General features: G+C 70.9%; 23 protein-coding genes. 6 read left to right on the top strand and 17 right to left on the bottom strand.

Features of this window, described 5'->3' with window-relative positions:
• Window positions 1-63 precede the first annotated feature (63 nt).
• The gene (locus IE124_RS17140; protein WP_189508642.1) at window positions 64-711 is read right to left on the bottom strand and encodes a TetR/AcrR family transcriptional regulator; all 648 of its coding nucleotides are present in this window, start codon (window positions 709-711) and stop codon (window positions 64-66) included.
• Between the two features lie 64 nt (window positions 712-775).
• Between IE124_RS17140 and IE124_RS17135 the strand changes: the two genes are divergently transcribed.
• Window positions 776-2221 carry a DHA2 family efflux MFS transporter permease subunit gene (locus IE124_RS17135; RefSeq protein ID WP_189508641.1) on the top strand — a complete coding sequence of 482 codons (1446 nt, stop codon included), beginning with the start codon at window positions 776-778 and terminating at the stop codon, window positions 2219-2221.
• 75 nt (window positions 2222-2296) lie between these two features.
• On the opposite strand, the gene IE124_RS17130 is transcribed toward IE124_RS17135, so the two are convergent.
• A complete protein-coding gene (locus IE124_RS17130) occupies window positions 2297-2713 on the bottom strand; it encodes a YciI family protein (protein WP_189508640.1) in 417 nt (138 codons plus the stop codon).
• A gap of 131 nt (window positions 2714-2844) precedes the next feature.
• Between IE124_RS17130 and IE124_RS17125 the strand changes: the two genes are divergently transcribed.
• Window positions 2845-3480, top strand: a complete 636-nt coding sequence (locus tag IE124_RS17125; protein WP_189508639.1) for a MarC family protein — start codon at window positions 2845-2847, stop codon at window positions 3478-3480.
• A 114-nt stretch (window positions 3481-3594) separates the two neighbouring features.
• Here IE124_RS17125 and IE124_RS17120 read toward each other — a convergent pair whose 3' ends face one another.
• The 4 genes from IE124_RS17120 to IE124_RS17105 form a co-directional block, all read right to left on the bottom strand.
• Entirely contained in the window at window positions 3595-4776 is a 1182-nt protein-coding gene (locus IE124_RS17120) for a winged helix DNA-binding domain-containing protein (RefSeq protein WP_189508638.1), read from the bottom strand.
• 221 nt (window positions 4777-4997) lie between these two features.
• Complete coding sequence (locus IE124_RS17115) at window positions 4998-6056, bottom strand: aldo/keto reductase (RefSeq protein ID WP_189508637.1); 1059 nt, start codon at window positions 6054-6056, stop codon at window positions 4998-5000.
• Between the two features lie 85 nt (window positions 6057-6141).
• Window positions 6142-6930 (bottom strand): alpha/beta fold hydrolase, encoded by a 789-nt coding sequence (locus tag IE124_RS17110; protein WP_229832544.1) that lies wholly within the window; start codon window positions 6928-6930, stop codon window positions 6142-6144.
• A 265-nt stretch (window positions 6931-7195) separates the two neighbouring features.
• Entirely contained in the window at window positions 7196-8182 is a 987-nt protein-coding gene (locus IE124_RS17105; RefSeq protein ID WP_189508635.1) for an ArsR/SmtB family transcription factor, read from the bottom strand.
• Between the two features lie 94 nt (window positions 8183-8276).
• Here IE124_RS17105 and IE124_RS17100 point away from each other — a divergent pair, with 94 nt between their 5' ends.
• On the top strand, window positions 8277-9464 hold the full coding sequence (locus IE124_RS17100) for an MFS transporter (RefSeq protein WP_189508634.1): 1188 nt from the start codon (window positions 8277-8279) through the stop codon (window positions 9462-9464).
• Between the two features lie 26 nt (window positions 9465-9490).
• Here the strand turns inward: IE124_RS17100 and IE124_RS17095 are convergent, their stop codons facing one another.
• The 5 genes from IE124_RS17095 to IE124_RS17075 form a co-directional block, all read right to left on the bottom strand.
• Window positions 9491-9703 carry a DUF4287 domain-containing protein gene (locus tag IE124_RS17095; protein ID WP_189508633.1) on the bottom strand — a complete coding sequence of 71 codons (213 nt, stop codon included), beginning with the start codon at window positions 9701-9703 and terminating at the stop codon, window positions 9491-9493.
• Between the two features lie 83 nt (window positions 9704-9786).
• A complete protein-coding gene (locus tag IE124_RS17090) occupies window positions 9787-12018 on the bottom strand; it encodes an FtsX-like permease family protein (RefSeq protein ID WP_229832542.1) in 2232 nt (743 codons plus the stop codon).
• 17 nt (window positions 12019-12035) lie between these two features.
• Window positions 12036-12710: an ABC transporter ATP-binding protein gene (locus IE124_RS17085; RefSeq protein ID WP_189508631.1), complete on the bottom strand. Its 675-nt coding sequence runs from the start codon at window positions 12708-12710 to the stop codon at window positions 12036-12038.
• Window positions 12711-12763: 53 nt separating this feature from the next.
• On the bottom strand, window positions 12764-13216 hold the full coding sequence (locus tag IE124_RS34930; protein ID WP_229832520.1) for a hypothetical protein: 453 nt from the start codon (window positions 13214-13216) through the stop codon (window positions 12764-12766).
• Between the two features lie 199 nt (window positions 13217-13415).
• Window positions 13416-13676 carry a hypothetical protein gene (locus IE124_RS17075; RefSeq protein ID WP_189508630.1) on the bottom strand — a complete coding sequence of 87 codons (261 nt, stop codon included), beginning with the start codon at window positions 13674-13676 and terminating at the stop codon, window positions 13416-13418.
• Between the two features lie 137 nt (window positions 13677-13813).
• Between IE124_RS17075 and IE124_RS17070 the strand changes: the two genes are divergently transcribed.
• Window positions 13814-14392 carry a hypothetical protein gene (locus IE124_RS17070; RefSeq protein WP_189508629.1) on the top strand — a complete coding sequence of 193 codons (579 nt, stop codon included), beginning with the start codon at window positions 13814-13816 and terminating at the stop codon, window positions 14390-14392.
• A 61-nt stretch (window positions 14393-14453) separates the two neighbouring features.
• Here IE124_RS17070 and IE124_RS17065 read toward each other — a convergent pair whose 3' ends face one another.
• On the bottom strand, window positions 14454-14894 hold the full coding sequence (locus tag IE124_RS17065) for a VOC family protein (RefSeq protein ID WP_189508819.1): 441 nt from the start codon (window positions 14892-14894) through the stop codon (window positions 14454-14456).
• A 97-nt stretch (window positions 14895-14991) separates the two neighbouring features.
• On the opposite strand from IE124_RS17065, the gene IE124_RS17060 reads away from it, so the two are divergent.
• Window positions 14992-15708 carry a TetR/AcrR family transcriptional regulator gene (locus IE124_RS17060; protein WP_229832519.1) on the top strand — a complete coding sequence of 239 codons (717 nt, stop codon included), beginning with the start codon at window positions 14992-14994 and terminating at the stop codon, window positions 15706-15708.
• A gap of 89 nt (window positions 15709-15797) precedes the next feature.
• Here the strand turns inward: IE124_RS17060 and IE124_RS17055 are convergent, their stop codons facing one another.
• Window positions 15798-16019, bottom strand: a complete 222-nt coding sequence (locus IE124_RS17055) for a hypothetical protein (RefSeq protein WP_141301661.1) — start codon at window positions 16017-16019, stop codon at window positions 15798-15800.
• A 460-nt stretch (window positions 16020-16479) separates the two neighbouring features.
• Here IE124_RS17055 and IE124_RS35375 point away from each other — a divergent pair, with 460 nt between their 5' ends.
• Window positions 16480-16605, top strand: coding sequence for a hypothetical protein (locus IE124_RS35375; protein WP_268246731.1), 126 nt, complete (start codon window positions 16480-16482; stop codon window positions 16603-16605).
• Between the two features lie 49 nt (window positions 16606-16654).
• Here IE124_RS35375 and IE124_RS17050 read toward each other — a convergent pair whose 3' ends face one another.
• The 4 genes from IE124_RS17050 to IE124_RS17035 form a co-directional block, all read right to left on the bottom strand.
• A complete protein-coding gene (locus tag IE124_RS17050; protein WP_229832518.1) occupies window positions 16655-18028 on the bottom strand; it encodes a hypothetical protein in 1374 nt (457 codons plus the stop codon).
• 492 nt (window positions 18029-18520) lie between these two features.
• Window positions 18521-18943: a PIN domain nuclease gene (locus tag IE124_RS17045; RefSeq protein WP_189508628.1), complete on the bottom strand. Its 423-nt coding sequence runs from the start codon at window positions 18941-18943 to the stop codon at window positions 18521-18523.
• Entirely contained in the window at window positions 18940-19155 is a 216-nt protein-coding gene (locus IE124_RS17040; protein ID WP_189508627.1) for a type II toxin-antitoxin system VapB family antitoxin, read from the bottom strand. The genes IE124_RS17045 and IE124_RS17040 overlap by 4 nt, the downstream gene beginning before the upstream one ends.
• A 120-nt stretch (window positions 19156-19275) precedes the next feature.
• Window positions 19276-21705 (bottom strand): helicase C-terminal domain-containing protein, encoded by a 2430-nt coding sequence (locus tag IE124_RS17035; RefSeq protein WP_189508626.1) that lies wholly within the window; start codon window positions 21703-21705, stop codon window positions 19276-19278.
• Window positions 21706-21994 lie beyond the last annotated feature (289 nt).

The raw sequence follows: 21994 nt of genomic DNA, 5'->3' as shown, positions 1-21994 counted from the left end.
AAGACCAAGGATGACACCTGCCCCGAACGAACACGCAACGGCTCTCGGGCCGCGTGACGGCCCTCAGGCCGCGTAACGCCGGAGGAACATCTCGACCCCGTCGGTGACGAGCCGCTCGCTCAGGTCCTCGTCGAGCTCCGTCCCGTACTGCTCGAAGACCATCTGCGGGAAGACGAGCAGCGAGTAGAGCTGGAGCACCGCGACCTCCAGGTCGGGGATCTCCAGGCGGCCCCGGTCGGCGAGGGTGCGCAGCGCGTCCGCGACGGCGGGGTGGTGGCCGGCCGGGCCGTGGGCGCGCCAGGCGCGGCCCAGCTCGGGGAAACGGTGGAGTTCGGTGGCGACGAGGGTGCGCAGGGCGCGGCCCTCGTCGTCGGCGCGTACGGCCCTGGCCCAGGCGTGGCCGGCGTCGGTGAGGGCGGCGCGCAGGTCCTCGGCGTCCGCGAGACGGGAGAGGTCCGGGCCCTCGGGGCCCTGGTGCAGCGGTTCGTCGAGGGCGCCGGCGACGACGGCGGTGAAGAGCGCTTCCTTGCTGCCGAAGTGGTTGTAGACGGTGACCTTGGAGACGCCCGCCTCGGCGGCGATGGCGTCCATGCCCACGCCGAAGCCCTCGCGGAGGAAGAGGTCGCGGGCGGCGCGCACGACGGCCTGCCGCTTGCGGGCGGCGCGGGCTCCGCCGGGTGCGGGCTTCGGGGCGGCGGGCTGCGCGTTCATGCCCGAACGGTACCAAGCCAACTGTACCGTTGAGTTCAACTGTACTGTGCCGTACAGTTCAGTTATGCCCACCGACACCGCCGTACCGACCCCTGCCCCGACGCATCCACGCCGCTGGACGGCGCTCGCGCTGATCTGCGCGGCCCAGTTCATGCTGGTCCTCGACGTCACCGTGGTGAACGTCGCCCTGCCGGCCCTCTCCGCCGACCTCGGCCTCGACCGCACGGCCCTGACCTGGGTCGTCACCGCGTACACCCTCTGCTTCGGCGGGCTCATGCTCCTCGGCGGCCGGCTCGCCGACGCCCTGGGCGCCCGCCGTGTCCTCCTGGCCGGGCTCGCGCTCTTCACCGCGGCGTCCCTCGTCTGCGGGCTCGCCCCGAACGCCCCCGTACTGCTCGGCGGCCGCGTCGCCCAGGGCGTCGGCGCGGCGCTCCTCTCCCCGGCGGCGCTCGCCCTCGTCACGAACGCCTTCCACGGCGCCGAGCGGGCCAAGGCCCTCGGGGCTTGGGCGGCGATCGGCGGCACGGGCTCGGCCGTCGGCGTCCTGCTCGGCGGGGCCCTCACCGAGGGTCCGGGCTGGCCGTGGGTCTTCCACGTCAACGTCCCGGTGGGCCTGGCCCTGCTGGCCGCGCTCCCGAAGGTCCTGCCGAACGACCACCGGCGGCCGGGGCGTACGGGCGGCCGGCTGGACGCCCCCGGCGCGCTCCTCGTGACCATCGCCACGGGCGCGCTCGTCTACGGCCTCGTCCAGGCGGGCGACTCGGGCTGGGCGTCCGCCGCGACCCTGCTGCCGCTGCTCGGCGCGGTCGCGCTGTACGGGATCTTCGTGGCGGTCGAGCGGGCGAGCGACGCCCCGCTGATGGACCTCAGGATGCTGACGCGGCGCCCGGTCGTCGCGGGCTCACTCCTCATGCTGGTCGCGACCGCGCTCCTGATCTCGTTCTTCTTCCTGGGCTCGATGCAGCTCCAGCACGTGTACGGCCTCGGGGCCCTCCGCACCGGGCTGCTCTTCCTCCCGGTCGCCCTCACGACCGCGATCGGCGCCCACCTCGGCGCGCGCCTCGTGACGACGAGGGGCCCGCGCACCTGCGCCACCGGCGGCCTGGCCCTGGCGGCCCTCGGCTGCCTGCCGCTGACGGCCCTCACCTCGGGCGCCAACCCCTGGACCACCCTCCTGCCGGCCCTGGCGACGGCGTCCTTCGGCCTCGGCGCGGTCTTCGTCGCGGCGACGACGACCGCCCTGGGCCTGGTCACCCCGCACGAGGCCGGCCTCGCCTCGGGCATCGTGAACACCTTCCACGAGGTGGGCGGCTCGATCGGCGTGGCCGCGGTCTCCACCCTCGCCCTCACCACCACGACGGGATCGGGCCTCACGGCCCCGACGGGAACGGGCTTCACGACGGCCTTCACCCTCTGCACGGCCACAGCGGCCACAGCAGCCCTGACGGCCCCCTTCCTCATCCCCCGAGGCACCCCCCACCCGGTGGGCGGCGCCCACGGGGTGCACTGAGGGTGCGCGCTGAGGTTGCGCGCTGAGGGGGCGCTAAGGGCGCGCTGACGGGGCGCGTTGAGGGAACGACCCCGGTCAGTCCTGGCTCGGACCCCCCTCGTCGACCGGGCGGATCACCACCGGGTAGTCCGGGGAGCCGGCCGGGACCGGGCAGCGGGCGACCTGGGCGGCGATCTCCGTGACGCGCTCCAGGGAGGCGCAGTCGAGGAGCCAGTAGCCGGCGAGGACCTCCTTGGTCTCCGCGTACGGGCCGTCCGTCACGACCGGCCTGCCGTCCCCGTCCACCGTCACGAAGCGGGCCGTGGACGGGGCGGCGAGGCCCTGGCCGTCGAGCATCTCGCCGTTGGCGGTCAGCTCGGTGTTGATCGCGTTCATGTGCTCGAACATCGCCTTGAGGTCCGCCTTGTTCCAGGCGGGGCTCCCGGCGGAACCGTTGCCCACCATCGCCTCGTAGTCGACCTGGGAGCCCTGCACCATCACCAGGTACTTCATGACGTCCTCCTCACGTCCGGGTCCGGTACTGCCTCTCGCAGGAGAGTCGGAGCCGCTGGACGGTTCTCGACACCGCGCGGGCATCGGCCGGAAAAACGGGATAAATCACCCGACCGCTCCATGATTCCGAAGTGGACGTATTCAGCTTCTCCGCCGCCTTCATCACCTTCTTCTCCGTCGTCGGCCCCCCGAAGGTCCTCCTCGCCTTCGCGGGCCTCGCCCAGACCCACCCCGTCGCCCAGCTCCGCACCATCGCGATGATCTCCTCGGGCGCCGCCGTCCTCGTCGGCCTGGTCATCGGCATCACGGCCCCCTGGATCCTCGATCTCTTCCACATCAGCACGCCGGCCCTCCAGCTCGCGGGCGGCGTCATCTTCTTCCTCTACGCCGTCGGGCTCGTCCTGGGCCTCCACTTCGGCTCCGACGGCCCCCATCAGGACTCGCCCGACCTGGTCAGCGGGGTGCGGGAGCTGCTCATGCCGTACGTCGTCAGCCCGCTCGCCATGACGGCCGTCCTCGTCGAAGCCGCCGCCCGCGACTCCTTCAGCTGGCGCTCGACGGTCGTCGGCGCGTACGTGTCCGTCATCGCCCTCGACCTCGTCTGCGTCCTGCTCCTCGCCCGTCTCCTGCGCCGCGCACAGCGCACCACCATCGAACTCCTCGGCCGTCTCCTGGGCCTGCTGCTCGCCGCGGTCGGCGTCGATCTCGTCCTCGACGGCCTCTACGACCTGGGAGTCTCCGGCCTCGGCGAGCGACACACCCCGTGAAAGTCCTGCCCGGGTCGGCCCGCAGGGGGCTCCGGAAAGCCCCGCCCCGCCCGGCCCGCGGGCGGACGGCGCGGCCTTTCGGGCACTCGTGAGCGGGTGCCATCGCCCTGCCGGTCAGGGCGCGGCCAGCTCCCGTTCCAGCGGGGTGCGGAACCGGGGCGTCACCCGTACGTCACCCACCCACCCCGCCAGCCGCGCCGACTCCGCCCCGATGGCCCGCTCCGCCTCCCCGCCCACGTCGGCCAGGAGCCGGTGGACGATCCCGCCGTCCGGCCGCTGCGCCCAGACCCCGACGATCCGACCGTCCCACCACACCGTCGGCGCGATGTTCCCGCTGCGGTCGTACAGAGCGGGCCGGTGCCCCGGGTCCTGGTACCAGTCCCGGGCCTGCCAGCCCATCGCCGTCGGGTCGAGCGCGGGCAGCAGCGCCGCCCAGGGCTCCGGCGCCGGTACGGGGTCGAGGTCGTCCGGCAGGACGAAGCCCGTCCCGTCGGCGAGGGTCACCGCCGCCGCCCCGACCGCCGCGAGCGCCGCCCGCACGTCCGTGACCTTCCACCCCGTCCACCACTTCAGGTCCGCCTCGGTCGCCGGCCCGCAGGCCGCCAGCCAGCGCCCGAGCAGCTCGGCCCGCGCCTCCGCCGCCGGCACCGGCGGGTGCTCCTCGGCGAGCGCCCAGCGGAACCGGCTCGACGTCCATGCCCCCTGCGGCCGCCCCCGGACGATCCGCCCCTCCATGCCGAGGACCCGCAGCACCCGGCTCGCCACGGACTGGACACCCTCCTGGCGAGTTCCCGGCCCGTACACGTACGTCTCTCTCAACCTCGGTACGGCCGAACCCAGTTCGGCTCCGGTCGCCTCTCCCCGCGCGTCCAGCTCGGCGAGGACCAGGCGCTCGGTCTCCCCGAGCCAGGCCTCGTCGAAGGCGCTGCCGGCCGCCAAATGCCGCAGCAGCATGGTGCGTTCGCGGGCGGCGGCGGGCCGGCTCGTCGAGGACTGGACGGCGGGTGCGAGGGAGGACGGGAAGACGAAGACGGTGTGCCGCATGCCGTGCATCCGGACCAGGGACCGCTCCTCGTAGAGCGCGCGCTCGACCGGCGCGACCGGCCCGGCATCGCCCGCCAGCCGCGCGCCGACCGCGAGGAACACGCTCGCCGGGTCCGTCCCGTGCAGCGCCACCAGGGACTCCCCGACTTCCTCGGCGCTCGACGCCCGCGCGGCCCGGGCCAGCCGGTGCCGGACCGCCAGCCGGGCTCGGCGCTCTGCGTCATCGATCGTTCTCGTACGCGTCTCACTCATGCGGCCAGCATGGATTCAGGCCCGGCGGGAGCGAAGCAAATCCACCACAGCGAGCCGTGAGCCGTGAGCCGCGGGTGGTGAGCCGTGAGCCGCGAGCGGTGAGCCGTGAGCCGCGGGTGCGGGGTGCGGGGTGCGGGGTGCACGACAGGCTTCCCCCCGCCCCCCGCGACCGCTCTGCTCAACGCCCCCTTACCTCGCCGCACCCTTACCTCAACGCCCCCTCACCCCGCCGCCCGCTCCTCCAGCGGCCGTCGCCGCAGGGCGGGTTCGGTCAGGGCGCGCGGGCGCCAGACGCCGTCCGGCGGGTAGATGTTCGTCCCCGGCGGCACGATCGCGTCGATCCGGTCGAGGACCTCGTCCGTGAGGACCACCGGCGCGCCCTTCAGCAGCCCCTCCAGCTGCTCCATCGTGCGCGGTCCGATGATCACGGACGTCACGGCCGGATGCGCGGTCACGAAGGCGATCGCCAGCTCGGGCAGGCTGCACCCGATCTCCTCGGCCAGCGCGACGAGCTCCTCGACGACGTCGAGCTTGGCGGCGTTGACGGGGAGCGAGGGGTCGAAGCGGTGCGGGTGGAGCGCGGGCCGCCCGCTGGTCAGGTCGATCGGCGCGTCCTTGCGGTACCGGCCGGTGAGGAAGCCGGACGCGAGCGGGCTCCAGGTCAGCACCCCCATCCCGTACCGCTGGGCCACGGGCAGCACGGAGGCCTCCACGCCCCGCGCGAGCAGCGAGTACGGCGGCTGCTCGGAGCGGAAGCGGCGCAGCCCGCGCCGGTCGGCGACGGCGTGCGCCTCGACGATCTCCTCGGCCGGGAAGGTGGAGCAGCCGAATGCCCGGATCTTCCCCTGCGTGACGAGGTCGCCGAGGACGCCGAGAGTCTCCTCGATGTCGGTGCGGGGGTCCGGCCGGTGGACCTGGTAGAGGTCGATCCAGTCGGTCCCGAGCCGCCGCAGGCTGTTCTCGACGGCGAGGGTGATCCAACGTCGGGACAGACCGCCCTTGTTGGGGCCTTCACCGCCCATCGGGAAGTACACCTTCGTCGCGAGGACCGTCGACTCGCGGCGCCGGGAGTCGCGCAGGGCCTTGCCGACGATCTCCTCGGACTCGCCGGCCGAGTACATGTCGGCGGTGTCCACGAAGTTGATGCCCTGGTCGAGGGCGGCATGGATGATCCGTACGGAGTCCTCGTGGTCCGGGTTGCCGACGGCCCCGAACATCATGGTGCCGAGGCAGTAGGTGCTGACGTCGATCCCGGTCCCGCCGAGTGTTCGATAGCGCATGTGCGCACTGTAGGAATTGGAGTGCACTCCAAGGCAAGGGCCAACGAGCTGACGAACACTCACCTCCTTTGCCGGCCACCGTGGTTCATTCCAGGAACCCCATGACCAGCGAGTGCAGGACCTCGGGCCGCTCCAGATGCGTGTCGTGCCCGGTGCCGGGCACGCTGACGCCGCGCAGTCCGGGCAGGAGCCGGGCCATCTCCGCGTACTCCTCGGCGCCGATGATCCCGCCCTGCTCGCCCTGCCCGAGGACGGAGAGGACGGGGCAGGTGATCGCCGCCCATTCGTCCCAGAAGGCGCGGGCGGCGTTGTCGTCGAGCGACCGGACCATGACATCGGCGTCGAAGCGCGGCCACAGCCCGTCGCCACGCTCCTCGAGCCCGCTCGCCCACCCCTCCCCGACGGCCCGCTTGCCGCCGCCGAGGTACGCGACGGCCGCCTCCCGCGTCGGGAACGGCACCGGCCAGTCGGCGAACCACGCCGCGATGCCCGCCTGGAGGCCCGGCTCCGCCCCGCCGGGCCCGGCCTCGACGAGGACGAGCGCGCGGGGCAGCCCGGGATGGGCGGCGGCGGTGAGCAGAGCGGTGTGCCCGCCGAGGGACTGGCCCATCAACACGGGCTGCCGAAGCCCGAGCTCCGTCACCACGGCGACGACATCGGCGACGTACGCGGCACGCGAGACGTCCGCGGGCCGCCGCTCGCTGTTTCCGTGGCCGCGCTGGTCGAGGGTGACGACGCGGTGTCCGGCGTCGCGCAGGGCGCGGGCGGTCGCATCCCACTCGCCGGAGTGCCCGGCGAGCCCGTGGAGGAGGAGGACGTCGACCCCGGGGCCTCCCCAGTCACGACAGGACAGCTTCACGCCGTCCCGCGCCAGGACGACCCGCTCGACAGCCTCATCCGTCTCATCCGACTCGTCCGGCGCGACTGACTCATCCTGCGCGACCGGCTCGACCGGCTCGACCGGCTCGACGGGCTTGTCGGCATCGACCGGCTCGACCGGCTCGACGGGCTCGACGGGCTCGACGGGCTCGACGGGCTCGACGGGCTGGTCGGGCTTGTCGGAATCAACGGGCTTGTCCGACTGCCCGCCCCAGGAGGAACTCAAAGAATCGGCCACCCCGCGATCCTCCCTCATCCGTCTACGGATCGAGGAGCTGATCGGCGACGGAGGTACGGGCGTAGAGGACGGAGCGCCCGCTGCGGTGGGCGGTGACGAGGCCGGCGTTCCGCAGGGCGATGAGGTGCTGGGAGACGCCGGCGGCGGACAGGCCGCAGTGCGAGGCGAGCTGGGTGGTGGAGGCCGGGGTGTCGAGCTCGGTGAGGAGCAGCGTGCGGGAGCGCCCGAGGACGGCGGCGACGGCCTCCGCGGCGGAGGTCGTACGGGGTTCCCACAGGGCGCCGATGCCCCGGGCGGGGTAGGCGAGTTGGGGTGGATCGGGATGGACGGACCGGGTGAGGACCTTGGGCCAGGCGAAGGCGGAGGGGATGAGCAGGAGCCCGGAGCCGGCCTGGTCGCGGGTGAGCGCACAGTGGCGGCGTACGAGCCGCAGGGTGCCGTCGTCCCACCGTACGGTCTCGTGGAGTTCGCTCAGGACCCGGGCCGAACCGTGCTCCGCGACCTGGCGGGCCCGGTGGAAGACGTCGGCCTCCAGGAGCTTCTGGACACGGGCCCAGTAGGGGGCGAGGGCGAGCTCCCAGTAGGTGTCGATCTCGTCGGCGACCTTGCGGAGAGCGGCTTCGGGGGCTTCGTGCAGCAGCCGGCGGCGGGGCCCGTCGCCGCCTTCCACCGCGAGGCGCCGGAGGTCGTCGCGCACCTGCTCGGGAGGGGTGCGGCGGATGGCGTCGAGCTCTGCTTCGAGGGTGGGGAAGGGGCCGGTGGGGGTGGGGTTGAGGAAGTCGGCGAGGTAGCCGTGGGCGGGGACGAGGGCGGCGAGCCAGCCACGGTCGAGCCCGGCCCGGACGAGCCGGGGGCGGACCTGGGCGGCCCAGCGCCGGTGGGGGGAGGCCCCGCTGGTGTCGGGCTGCCGGGAGAGGAGGCGGAAGCTGGTGACGACCTCCCACATGGGGGAGACGGCGAAGCGGGTCTGGGCGAGGTCGGCGGCGGAAAAACGGATCCCGGATTCCATGGAGTTACCGTCCTGGTAGGCGCGACACGTCAAATGGATTCGGCCTGAGCTTAATCATTGGAGGGCTCAAGGCGGCCACCCCCAGACTCCCCCCATGCCCTCCTCCTTCCGTGGTCTCCCGCCCGTCGTCTGGACGATCTTCGCCGGAACGATCGTCAACCGCCTCGGCTACCTCGTCACGCCGTTCCTGGTCTTCTTCCTCGCGTCGCGCGGGGTGACCGGCGCCGACACCTCGTACGTGCTCGGCGCCCTCGGCGCGGGCAACCTCATCGGCCCCGCCGTCGGCGGCGTCCTCGCCGACCGCATCGGCCGCCGGCCGACGATGCTGATCGGCCTGATCGGCGCGGCGGCGGCGCAGGGGGCGCTGTTCCTGGCGCCCGGGGTGTGGACGATGGCGGCGGCGTCGCTGCTGATCAGCACGGCGGGCAGCACGGTGTCACCGGCGGCCTACGCGCTGCTGGCCGACGCGGTGGACAGTGAACGCCGCCAGCGCGCGTACGCCCTCTTCGGCTGGGGCGTGAACATCGGCACCGCGGTGGCGGGCGTCCTGGGCGGCTATCTGGCGGCCCACGGCTACTGGTTGCTGTTCGCGGTGGACGCCGGCTCGATGCTGCTGTACGCGGGGGTGGTGGCGACGCGCCTCAGGGAACCGGCCCGCACGACGCCCCCGGCGAAGGACGGAATCGGCTACGGGGTCATCCTCCGGGACCGCCTGGCGCTGCTGCTCCTCCCGCTCTTCGGCATCCAGCTGTTCGTGTACTCGCTGACCGAGGTCGCACTGCCGCTCGCGGTGCGCGACAGCGGCCTCTCCCCGGCGGTGTACGGGGCGATGGCGGCGGTCAACGCGGTCCTGGTGGTCGCTCTGCAGCCCTTCGTGACCGCCCGGCTGGCCGGGCTGCCGCAGCTCGCGGTGCAGAGCGCGGGCAGTGTCCTGATCGCGGTGGGCGTGGCGCTCACGGGCCTGGCGGACGGCGTCGTCGGCTACACGGTGTCGGTCGTGGTCTGGTCGCTCGGCGAGGTCGTGGTCGCCGGGATCGCGGCGGGCGTCGTCGCCAACCTGGCCCCGGCACACGCCCGGGGCCGCTACCAGGGCGCCTTCAGCTGGACCTGGGGCGTGGCCCGCTTCGCGGCCCTCACCGTGGGCGTGGCCGCGTATACGACGCTGGGCCCGGGCACCCTGTGGTGGACGGCCCTGCTGGCGGGCTCGGCGGCCGCAGCGGCGACCATGACCCTGGCACCACGGGTCCACCGCCGCACAACACCCCACGACCTGGCGGCCTGATCAGGCCGTACGTGCCCCGACGTGCTCTACTTCCCCTCCGCCAGGGTATGGGCGACGAGAGCATTGGCATGCCCGTGCCCAAGCCCGTGCTCGGCCTTGAGCCAGGAGACGAGCTCCATGTGCTTCGTGAGCGGCGAGGAACGGATGAGCTCCTGCCACTCGGAGACCGGCCGCCCGTACTTCTTCTCGATGGAGGGGAAGTAACTGGCGGGACCCTTGGGGGCGGCGTTCTGGGACATGAGATCTCTCCTGGAAGGACGGCAACGGCCACAACACCCATAGAGACTCCCCGCCACAGAGAAACTCATCGCACTGCGCGGGGTCAGTCCCGCCGAATGTGCTCGGGGTCGATGTGCCGCCGGACCATGGGTACGGAGGCGAGGGCGGCGGCGATCAGCACGCCGAGGGCACAGGCGAGGAGCAACGGCAGCCCTTCCCAGTCCCAGTGGACCGCACCGCCCCCGGTGATCAGGTAGCTGGACTCGGCGAGCCACCCGGTGACGATGGCGGCCCCCAGTCCCACGACGAGCGGCAACCCGACCTGCACGACCTGCACGACCCGCAAGGTCCCGGCCCGAGCCCCCAGCAAAGCGAGCGCGGTCACCTGCCCCCGCCGCTCCATGGCCCGATCGGCCACGGACACGACGAACGCGGCGACCCCGATGACCAGCCCCAGCACCATCCCGACGGCGAGCAGACTCCGAATCACGGTGAGCTGCGCGAGCGAATCGATCACGATCCCGACGGGTTCGACGGACGCGGTGGGAGCAATGGCCCCGACACCGTCGAGGACGGCCCTGATGGTGGCGGGGTCGGCGTCACTGACGAGCGTGAGGGTGCCGGCCGAGTCGGCCAGCTTCGGGGGAGCGAGGGAGGGGGGCACGAGCAGGGTGCCCGAGTCGAAGACGGACATGTCGTACGGCTTCACCTGAACCCGCTGGCGCGGCACGGTGATCATGACCTTGGGGCCGTTCTCCACCTCGAAGGCGAAGCGCTCGCCGGGCTTCGGGTCGTACTCGACTGGGGCGCCGCTGTCCCGCACCTGCATGACCCGGCCGTCGACACAGCCGGTGGCCCGCTCTGTGGACGCGGCGAGCTGCGAGCAGGTGGCGACGACGAGGTCGGCTCCCGGCACGTAGTTCTCCGCCTGGGTGGCCCAAGAGTCGTACGAGACCAAGCTCGTTCGCACACCCGGCACCTTCGCCAATGCCTGGCGCTGGGCCGACCCCAGCTCACTCAAGCCGATCCTGTACTCCTGAAGGGGAGCCGTACGCCGGCTGACCTGATCCAGCTCGACCAGCACCCCCTGCGTGAGCGAAGCCCCGAACACGAGCAGAACGAGCCCGGTGACCACCCGCAACGACGACCCGGGATCGACCTCACTGCGCCGCATGGCCAACGCCACCGGCAGTGACTTCGCCACACCGGCCAGCCGACGGGCGAGCCACGCAGTGATCGGAGCCAGCCCGAACACGAGCCCGGCACCGGTCAGCAACACGGCTCCGGGTACGAGCACAGAACTGGCCGAACCTCCGGACGGGTCCCGGCCCAACACACTGAGCACGCAGTACCCGCCGATGACCCCGAGCCCCGGGATCAGCAACAGAGCCCCGTACTTCCTCGGCGGCTTGCGCTCCCCGGTCCGCCGGACACTGATCGGCGACAGCGCCGCCCGCCGCGCACTGAACTGCCCGACGACCCACGCGAGCGCCGGACAACCGAGCAGACACACGGCGATGGTCGACGCCTCAGGCCGCCCGTCGGCCGGATACCAATGCAGCCCCGGCAACCCGACCCGCGCCATGACCTCGTTGACCCCGAGATACCCCACGACCCCGAGCACGGCCCCGACGAACGCAGCGACGACACTCTCCCCTGCGTTGACCCGCAATGTGTCCTTGACACTGAGGCCGACGAGCCGAAGGGCGGCGAGCCGACGAGCTCGAGACTCTCCGGAGAGCCGCGCGCAGACGGAGAGAAAGATGACGAGGGGAAGCAGCACGATGCACCCGAGGGTGAACCGCAGTACGTTGAGTGACGAAGGGGCGACGATCTGCCTCCACGACCGGCCAGTGCCGAAGCTACCTAGCTGCTCTGCTTCAGTCAGATTGGCTGGCGCGGTGCCGATGTATGCGTATAAATCCTCGGTATCGGCCAATCCCTCCGGTGTGATCGTTCCGGTCAATCGGCCTGGGATAAGGCTGGCTGTCTGCGGATTGGCAGACAGAATCTCCGCGAGCTTCGGGGAGACGATTGCTTCGCCCGCGCTGGGTAGCCTCTCGACTCCCGGGGGTACCGGAGAGGATCCAGGGCCTGTCCGTGCGACGAAGACGCGATGGAGGGGTTGTGACCCGTACGGATCCCGAAATTCTCGGTAAAGGAAGTTACTTGTGCCTGGCCTCGGTTCACGGGCAGCCGTGCGGGCGTCATGAGCGGCGAGGATCGATGGGATTGTGAGGACAGAGGCAAGGCACGCCACGCCAACCGCCGATCCGATTGCCATCAAGAGAAAACGGACCTGTCCCCGACGTCCGCTGCCCCAAAGCAAACGCATGCCGAGCAGGAGCGTGTTCACACCGCCACCCGCTTGGCGATGAACCCGTCCGACATTGTGTACTGGGTATCGGCTCGAGATGCCACGTCGACATCGTGCGTGACGATGACCACGGCCGTCTTCTGCCTTCGTGCCAGCTGCAAGAACTCCTCCAGCACGGCAGAGGCGTTAGCGCTGTCGAGAGCACCAGTTGGTTCGTCTGCGAAGACCACGTCCGGCCGATGGACAAGAGCCCGCGCCACTGCAACTCGCTGGCTCTGGCCGCCCGACAGCTTCGAGGTCCTGCGCCGCAATAGATCACCCATGCCGAGCCGTCCCAGTACCTGGCTAGCCATAGCATGGGCATGCTTCTTGCTGATTCCAGCGATCCGAAGAGGGAGCGCTGCGTTCTCCTCGACGGTTAGTTCGGGTAGTAGCTCCCCGTACTGGAAAACGAACCCAAGGCGGGTCCGGCGCAGGGCGCTCAGCTCTCCGTCGGGGAGGCTTGAGAGGTCCACCCCGTCGAAGGTCACGGTCCCGTTGGTCGGGGGCAGGACTCCAGCAAGGCAGTACAGCAGCGATGACTTTCCCGACCCGCTGCTGCCCATGATGGCGGCAACCTCACCGCGCTTGAGCATGAACTCCGCGTTGCTTACGGCTTGATGTGAGCCGTAAGACAGATCCACGCTCTCGGCGCGGAGGATTGCGTCCATTGATACATGCGCTCCCAGTCGGGTGATCTTTTCCGATGATGCTGTTTAACGAGTTACGGGATGGCGCGCTTGTATCCCTTCGTCGCTGAACAGTTGTTAGGGCGGATGGCGCCTCGATCTCGGCAAACCCTGAACTGGGCCGTAGTTGTGTATCGAGCTGCGCCGTCGTAGACCAGAGCGTCTACGGGGACTGTTCGATTCTGGACGCCCTTGAATGTGTTCCAGCTGTACCCGGCGACCCTGACCTCCAGAAGCACGTTGTTCCCGTCGGTGATGTCCCTGTCGGCGAGCCTTCCCCGCAGATGGAAGGCGCCGTGATTCTTTCCGGGGTCTTCCCACTTGTACGCTCCCGATTCGAGGGCAACCCCGGTAGCGGCCGTCCTTGGCACGGACTTCCAGGACTCCGCCACTGCCACCCCCATCCCCCCGAAGAACAGCCCCGCGGCCACCACCGCAGTCGCCAACTTCCTCATCGATAACCCCTGTCTGGTTGACTGATCGGTCATCACAGAAAGTATCGGCATCACTACACACTGGTGGTCGCAGGAACGTCCCTCTATCGCATGACCCCTCTAACCGGTGAACGAGCCCCTCGTAGGGCGACGTTGAAGTGGCTGGCGGCGGAGTCGGTGCCGAGCTCCCTCGCCCTGTCTGTCGGCCATGGAGTAGCCAGGACCATCCGCCACCTTGCACCGCGAACTCGGTTCAGCCCGCGCGGACTTCGCGCAGCTTGGTCTCTTGCTCGCCGTCCAGGTTGGACTGGATCAGCTCGGCGTGGCCGTTCTGGAGGCCGACGTTCACGCGGTCGACGCCGACGTCGGCCATCTTGCCGCCGAGCGCCCCGCCCGCCGCGCCGAGGAGCGGCATGAAGAAGAGGAGGCCGAAGAAGATCCCCCCAGAAGGTGCCGGAGAGGGCCCGGGCGTCGTGAGGTTGTTCCCGGGAGTCCGCCCAGCGGCCCTCGGCAACAAGTAGCCCTCAGGTCGAGGAGGTCGAGGAGGTCGAGCAGCACCGGGCGTCCGGGCGACCGCCCCCTCGTCCCCGTAGGAGTGATCATCGGTGCGCCTGCGTGAAGGGGTGTCGCGCCCTCGTCAGGGTGGCGCCCATGCACCTTCCCTTCCTCTCCCGCCCCTCCTCCGTCCTCGTGCGCCGCGCGCTGCTCCCCTTCGCGGCCGCCGTCGCCCTGCTGGGTACCGCCGGCGCGTCCGTCGGTACGGCCGCGGAGGCGTGCGGGTCGATCATCACCGCCCCGCTCGCGCGGCCGGTCTCCGCCGATGAGCCCTGTCCCAGCGCGGACCCGGTCGTGTGCCGGATCCGGGTGCTGCCGATGGACGAGAAGGTCGAGGCCCAGCGGACGCGCATGCGGTACCACGGGCTCCTGGAGGACATGCACCGCACCGAGGCCAACATGCGTGAGGCGGGCTTCACCGACGAGGAGATCGCCCGGGAGCTGGTCGACATGCGGAACCAGGCGAAGGAGATCACCCGCGCGGGCATGACCCCGGAGGAGGTCCGCATCCTGGAGGAGCGGAACCTCGTCAAGTACGGCAACCCCCTCGGCCCGAACGCCGATCAGCTGTACGCCAAGTACGGCTCCTGGCAGCAGGTCATCGACGCCTCGATGCGTACGAGCTACGCCGTCGACCGCGAGCTCAGCTTGGAGTACCGCCCCTGCCCCGTGTAGTGCGGAGGAGAAACGGAGGAAGGGCCCCACCGCGAACGGTGAGGCCCTTCCTCCGCGACGGTCAGGAGGCTCCGGCCTCGGCACCGCTTCCGTCCCATGCCCCGGCTCCGGCCTCGCCGCCGGTCGGGGTGACCCACTCCACCAGCTGGATGACCACGCCGTTGGGGTCGGTCAGCTGGAAGAGGCGCTCGCCCCACGGCTCCTCGCGCAGCGGCATCGTGATCGGGGCACCCGCCGCCCGCAGTCGGGCCTCGTGCGCGGCGAGGTCGCTGACGGTGAGCGCCAGGATCACGCCGCCCGCCCGCTGGTCGCGCTGCTCGGCGGGGAGGACTTCGGTGCCCTGCCGGAGCAGCACGATGTCGGCGGCGGCGTCGTGCCGGGTCAGGGAGGCGAAGCCGTCGGCGGCCATGGCGACCTGGTAGCCGAGGTGCGTGGTGAAGAAGTCCTGCGACGTGTTCACGTCGGCGACGGTGAGGGAGAGGGTGGTGGTGGTGACGTTCAGGGTGACTCCTCGGGGAGAACTTTACGACGGGTGTAACTTTACGCGCGACTCCTAAGCTTCGTCAAGCATAATTTTGCTACGAGTGTAAGATTCCCTCATGAGCGTCGAGAGCATGGGACTCCGCGAGTCCAAGAAGCAGGAGACCAGGCAGCTGATCTCCGACCACGCCACGCGCCTGTTCCTGGAGCAGGGCTTCGAACAGACGACGATCGCCGAGATCGCTACTGCGGCCCGGGTGGCCAAGAAGACGGTCACCAACTACTTCCCGCGCAAGGAGGACCTGGCCCTCGACCATCACGAGCAGTTCACCGCGAGCCTGGCCGCCGCGGTCGCGGGCCGCGCGGAGGGTGAGTCGCCGCTGGCCGCACTGCGCCGGGAGTTCACCGCCGCGCTCGACGTGCGCAACCCCGTCGCGGGCTTCGCCGGCCCCGACTTCGCCCGCATGATCGCCGAGAGCCCCACCCTCACCGCCCGCCTCCGCGACCTGCACGACCAGCGCGAGGAGGCCTTGACCGTCGCCCTGGCGGAGGCCGCCCACCTCACCGAGGCCGCCCACCTCGCCGAGGCCGCCCACCTCGCCGAGGCCGCCCACCTCGCCGAGGCCGCCGACGCCACCGAAACCCCGTCCATCGCCCCCCGCGCGGCCGCCGCGCTCCTGGGGGCGGCGCACCGGCTGCTGTTCCGGCGGATCCAGGAGCTGACCCTGGCCGGCCGGTCGAACGACGTGATCGCCACCACCCTGGCCCCGGAGGCGGCTCACGTCTTCGACCTCCTGGAGGGCGCCCTCGGCGACTTCCCGACAGCCGCCGCGTGACGGAAGGCTGGGGCGGTACGACAGAGGGCCGGACCGCTTGTGCGGTCCGGCCCTCTGAAGCTGCCACGCCGTGGAGGGCGCAGCGGGTTCTACAGCTTGCTCATCTTTGTGTACGGGCTGAGGATCCGCTCTTGCAACGAGCCGAAATCGACAAGTGCTGCGACTCCGTCCTCGATGCCGATCACTCGGCCGAGGCCGTACATGTCGTGTGTGACCTGGTCGCCCACGGTGAACTCCTTGGGCGGAGGGGCGACCGGGGCCTTGAAGGGACTGGTCGGCAAGTGGCGCTTCGGCGCGGGAGGCTTTGTCATCCCCACCAGTATGCGCCCGTGCGCCCGCGCCTGCGGTTGTCGTCGGCCGACGAACGTGACAGAACCCGCTACGGATTCCGCACCGGAGCCCCGCCTCTGAACACCGGAGGCTCGGACCGCTGACGCGTTTCTCGACGGCGCCCGGTGACGCTTCCCGCCCACGATGACGCCGGGGAGGTCCAGCGGAATCGTGCGACAGGAGATGTCCCCGGCTTCTGCGAGGTACGAGGTGTGAGGGGGGCCAGGCTCAAGGGATACGGAGGGACCGACGGGCGCAATGTGCACGAGGGGCGCGCACCGGAGCATGGCTCGGCGCGTGCGCCACCCGCCCGCGATCACCGAGGGCCTTATCTGTTTCCGCAGGTGAGCGCCGTCGCCACGGCTTGATGCGCTGATCAGATGTCGCAACGGCCACAACAAGGGGTGGGCTTCGGACGGCCACCCGGAGCAGGCGATCCGGATGTACGACGCGATCGCGCCGGTGGTCGACGCCCTCAGCCCCACGCCTCGTCGTGACGCCGCCACCCCCCAGGTGACCTTGGACGACGCCGTACTCGCCCCGTCGAGGCCCACGGCGAAGCCCTGAGGCCGGAATCCCGGGCGATCCGCGACCGAGGGGCCCGGTCGATCGCGGTTCAGGCCTCGGCGGGGTCGGACGCCTCGTCCGTGCGGCTCTCCTCCGTCTCCTGCTGCTCCTGGGCCGGGAACTCGATCGGATGAGTGCATCGCCACAAGGCCCCTGCCCCGGTCTCCGGGTGAACGGTCTCCTTGAGGCCGTTCACGTCGCAGCGGGTACACGCACCGATGACCCCGGAGTCATGGACCCGGCGGATGTCGGAGTGGAGCCGTCGGAAGCTGTTGAGCGCGAGGGGTGCCTTGTGCCAGCGGGGGGCCTCGTACTCAGGGATGGCATGGCGGAGTTCGATCGCCTTGTCGATCTTTCCGTTGAGGCTCGTCACCGAGGCGGACGCCGCCTCCGGGGGCCCCATCCGGGGATTGCGCTCCTTCCAGGCCGCGGCGGAGTCGGCAGCCCGCCAGGCGAAGCAGATCATCTGACCTGGGGTATATCCGTGCTCGAAGCCCTTGCGGATGACGTCCGCGAGCTCCTCGCGCCGTGCTTCGGGCACCTCGGGATAGCCGTACTGCTTGGTGAGCAGGCCGTTGAGATAGCCCGCGACGTCGGCGGCCTCCATCCGGTCCATCAGAGCGGCGAAGGCGGCCCGGGCCGCCGCCCCCTGGGGGCCGGGCCGGGTCTGGAGGACGTACGTGACCTTCCTGGCGCGTTCTTGTGCGGCGGTGAGGCTGCCGGTGACCCGCCAGGAGACCTCCGTGGAGACGAAGGAGATCTCGTCGCTCTCCTGGGAGAGGGTGAACGCCTGCGGCGGGCTCTCCGGCGCGAGGGCGAGCAGTCCGGCGTAGTAGAGGGCCAGAAGCAGCCCCCTGTCCTGCTCGGCGTCACCGGTCCACCCCAGGGGTCCGATGCTCGTCAGCCCGGGGAGCGCCCTGCCGGGGTTGCGCGTGGCGTAGCTGATCAATGCCACGTAGAGGGCGAGGGCCAGGGGATCGTCTGCCGGGAGGGGGCCGGGGGGCTCGGTCTTCCCCGCCTCGCCCTCGATGGCCTCGGCGACCAGGCGCTTGAGCCGCTCGGCCTTTCGTCGCTCCCGCTCCCGCTCGACGCGCCTCTGTTCGGCGGCGTGCTGCTGTCGCTCGGCCTCCTCGCGCTCGTGGATCGCCGAGCAGTCCCGGCAGAGGTAGGAGGGAGCCTCGGCATCGAGGTACTTGCCGCCCACCCTGTTGGCCCAGGAGCGGTTGGCGACGTCGATCGGTTCGGAGCAGTTCGCGCAGGGGCAGTTGAGCAGGACGGCGTGGGAGTGGCCCGTGGCCACGCCGCCGATGTCGCTGGTGACGCCGATGCTGGCCACGGTCCGGGCCCAGGTGCCGTCGTCCTTGACCTCCCAGTAGAGGGCGCTGATCCTCTGGGCGTCCTCGGGAGCATCGTGCTTGATCACGACACGGAGGCGGGGGCTGTCTGTCGGGAATTCGTGGATGGTTGGCCGCGGAGTGGACGGTCGCTGTTGCGGTCGGTGCTTCGTGGACCGTTCCCGCCGACGGCGGCGTTCGCGCTTACCCACGCGGCTTTTCCTGGCTCATGTGCGGATGGTGGCGTACGTCCGATGCCGGCAGGGCGGGTTTCAGCCGATTCCGTCCCCGCGGGGATCGTGGACGACTGAGATGCCGTCGTCAGGCTCAGCGGTTCAGGGCCGCGATGGCAGCCGTCACATGCCAGAGGGCCGGACCGCTGATGCGGTCCGGCCCTCTGAGCTGGCGGAGGATACGAGATTCGAACTCGTGAGGGGTTGCCCCCAACAGGCTTTCCACATGTTCGTACGGGGGTCCGACGGGGGTCGTGGGTGTTCTGACCTGCGGTGGAGCAGTCAGGGTGGCCCTGTCTGGACAGGGCCGCACGGGCGCGAATGAGACCAGGACTGAGACCGTGACGGTCACTTGCCGGCGTCCGGCCCGTACCACTGCAGGGCTTGTCCGGTGACGGCCGCGATGCACTCGAAGTCGCGGTCGCGGTGCAGGAGGGTGAGGCCCTGGAGCTCGGCGGTGGCGGCTACCACCAGATCGACTGCCCCCGCGCTGCGGTGCTGACCTCGTTTGGTCAGGGCTTCCTGGACCTGCCAGGCCCGGCTGTATGCCCGATCGTCCACGGGGACCCATCCGAAGAGGAGACGGAGGTTTTCGATTCCCTGCACGCGGTCGTCGGCGGAGCGGGCGCTGTAGAAGAACTCGAGTTCGGTGATCGGGCAGGTCGCGATGAGGCCCGCCGCTGCGGCCTGGTCCCACCCGTACTGCTCGGCGTCACCGCGCAAGAACCGGGCGAGGGCGCTGGTGTCGATGAGGAACTGGGCCGAGTTCACCGACGGTAGTTCCTCTTGTCCTCGAAGAGCTCAAGATCGAAGGCCCCCTCGCCAACCGCCGCGCGCAGGCGAGTGAGCGCGAGTGCTCTGCGCCGGTTCTCCAGTACCTCGCGCAAGGCGGTGTTGACGGTCTCCTTCTTGGTGCCTGTCCCGAGGGCTTTTGCCACCTCGGCCAGCAGTTCGTCGTCGAGATCGATCACTGTGCGACTCATTGGTGAACCTCGCTGTATATCTGAAGGTGCACCTAGTATATCAATGGCGATGCATGAGGGTCGTCGAAAGTGGAACGCCCACCGGTGACGCTCCCGTCGGTCACTGTGCGCATCGGCTCCTCAGCCATGCCCTACCGGCATGACCCCGTGGATGCGGGAGAGCGTGAAGACACGCTCGGCGTCCCGAAGGTGGCACCAGGCTTCGAGGTAGGGCGGGTCGAGGTCGAGGCGGCTGAGGGTACGGACGGTGTGGCTTCCCGAGGCGGCGACGTATTCGACCCGGATGGCTGTACCGGTGTCGATGGCGTGGGCGAGCTGGCGGACGTCGGTGTACGTCAGCTGCTTCGCGTGCCCGGCGACGATCTCTTCGGTGTCCGAATGGAAGGCGCCCCCGGCCCCGAAGGGGTCGGGCGCCGGAACCGTCAGCGGGGCGGTCAGCATCCGGGCGGCCATGGCGCACGAGTCGACCGCCGTCGTTGCCTCCGCCGCTCGGTGCGCCGTGCGTTCGGCGCCTGTACGCCCCCTGGTCTTCCGTGGGGTCGGGGTGGCAGCGGCCCTTTGGGGTGGGACCTTCTCGATGCGTACGGTTCCGTCAGCGGCCTCGGCGACGGGGGCGTAGCCCTGGGCCCGGAGCGCGGCGAGGGTCGTGTGGGGCGGGCTGCCGCTGACGAGCACGGTCGGGGCGAGTTGCCGCAGCCCGAGCGTGGCAAGGCCCCGGTGGGCGGCGAGTTCGGCCAGGAGGGCCGGTTCCTCGCCGTGGACGACGCAGGCGGCGGGGGCGATGCGCACGTGGCCGTGCCGGCGAGCGGTGTCGGCGATGAGATAGGACAGGGGCTGCGGCAGAGCCCCGCCGGCGATGGCGGTCAGCTCGGCCGAGATCTCGTCCGCTGTGCGGCCGGCGTCCAGGGCCAGGCGGACGCTGTCCGCGCTGAACCGCCACACGGAAGCCGTGCCGCTGATCTCCCGGTCGGCGGTCGAATCCAGGAGTTCGGCGACGCGTACGGACGGCATGCCGGCGATGACGGCCGTGAGGTCGCCGCCGAACCGGGCCGTTCCGGTGGCCTCGGGCAGCAGCCGCCGGCAGGCGGCGGTCAGCCCTTCCATGTCATCGGCCAGCAGAGCGGCGCCGAGGGGGGAGAGTGCGCCTCGGGCGATGACACCGAGCAACTCGGCCTCGCGGATCGCCGCGGCGAACGGTGTCTCGTCCTGGGTGGACGGGTGGGCGAGCGGACGCAGCCATGTCACCAGCGGGACCAGGTCCGTGGCGACCTTCACGCCCTGCCCTTCCGGGAGCATCGCCGCCGCGGCGAGCAGCCCGTGTCGAGCCTGCAGGCAGCCTTCGCAGGGAGGCGCCCCGACCACCGCCGGCAGCGCCTTGTTGTCCTCGTCGCAGGCCTGGGAAGGTGTGAGTCCCAAGCTCCACCATGCCTGAAGCAGCTCCGCGAACCGTTCCGCGGGTTCCTGCGCCGTCCAGGTGTCGTACTCCTCGGTGGGTGCGACGCGGTCGCCGTCGACCGCCAGCAGTCCGGCCGTGTACGCCGTCTCCAGGGTGATGCGTACGACAGCGCCGTCGGCCTGCGCCGCCTTGGCGATTCTGGTCAGTTCACGTGCGCCGATCCCACCTGACTTGAGCTTGGCCGGCGGAGCGGACGAGGAGACGGACAGGACCGAGGCGGCCTGCGCCGTGAACGCCGCAGCCGCCGCCATCGCCTCCCGGTCCACTTCCACGGCGGTGACGGACACCGGCTCAGCGACGGGCGGGAAGGGCTCGAACGGGGCCGACCAGCCGGGCCCGCGCAGCGCGAGTGTCACCTCGGCGGGCATATGGGCCTGCCCGTACCCATGGCGGTTCCGGACCAGGAGCCCCCGGTCCAGGGCCCATCGCTCGCCCGGCGAGTCGGCCGCGGGGGCTCCGAACACGACGAACTCCGTGTGTCGCGGTGCGAACTTCGCCCGGCGCTCAAGCAGCCGCCGGGTGGCCGAAGGAGCCTTGGCGATCACGGCGGCGACGCGTTGCTGATCGCCATGGTGTTCCAGGACAGCGGTCGTGCGCTGTTGCCGCGTGCCGGGCGGCTTGATGCCCAGTGCCACGAGCATGCCGCGCAGCTCCTCGGAGGTCACACCCTCCAGCAGCTCGTCCAATGGAGCGTCCAGCCCCAGTGGCGCGTCCCACGCCTGCCGCAGCGGTGCGGCCATGGCGAGCTTCCCGTCGCCGTCCGGCCAGACCAGAGCGTGATCGGCCAGAGCCTCCAGCACGCCGTCCAGCGCCCGAGCGGCGGCGGGCGTCGTCGCTCCCAGCGCCCTCGCCAGGGCGCCGCGCGACAAGGGCGTTCCCAAGGCGGCCAGTGCCTCGGCCACCTGGAGGTGCGGCAGGGCGAGCTGCGGCAGGACGAGCGCAACCGAGCCGGGCCGCAGAATGCGCTCCGCCAACTCCTCCATGGAGCGTGGCTCCGGCGGCGCCACGGAGTCCTTCCGTATCCCGAGCACATGCGACAGTCGCGGGGCGTCGAGGCCGGCCAGCCAGGCCGTCAGCGTGGATCGGGACGTCATGGGGAACACCTCGCGAGACCGGGAACACGGCTGGGGATCAGAGCAGCCCCGAGCGGAGCCAAGGATTGCGCATTCGATGGGCCCACCGCCGGCACTCGGGGGCAGTTCACCCCCGGAGAGCGAGCTGCGGATGGGCCGGAGCGCGGTTGATCCTGGCGTGCCGTACTGAATGACCTGAATGTCAGAGATAAGCGAGACCGCGAATGAGACCAGGACATGCCGAAGAACCCGGCCGCTAGAGCGGTCCGGGTTCTTCGTTTCGCCTGTTCAGGCGGCTGCGGAGGATACG

It is taken from the genome of Streptomyces narbonensis (genome assembly GCF_014649015.1).
Classification (GTDB): Bacteria; Actinomycetota; Actinomycetes; order Streptomycetales; family Streptomycetaceae; genus Streptomyces; species Streptomyces narbonensis.
This window is presented reverse-complemented; position numbering and strand designations above follow the sequence as displayed.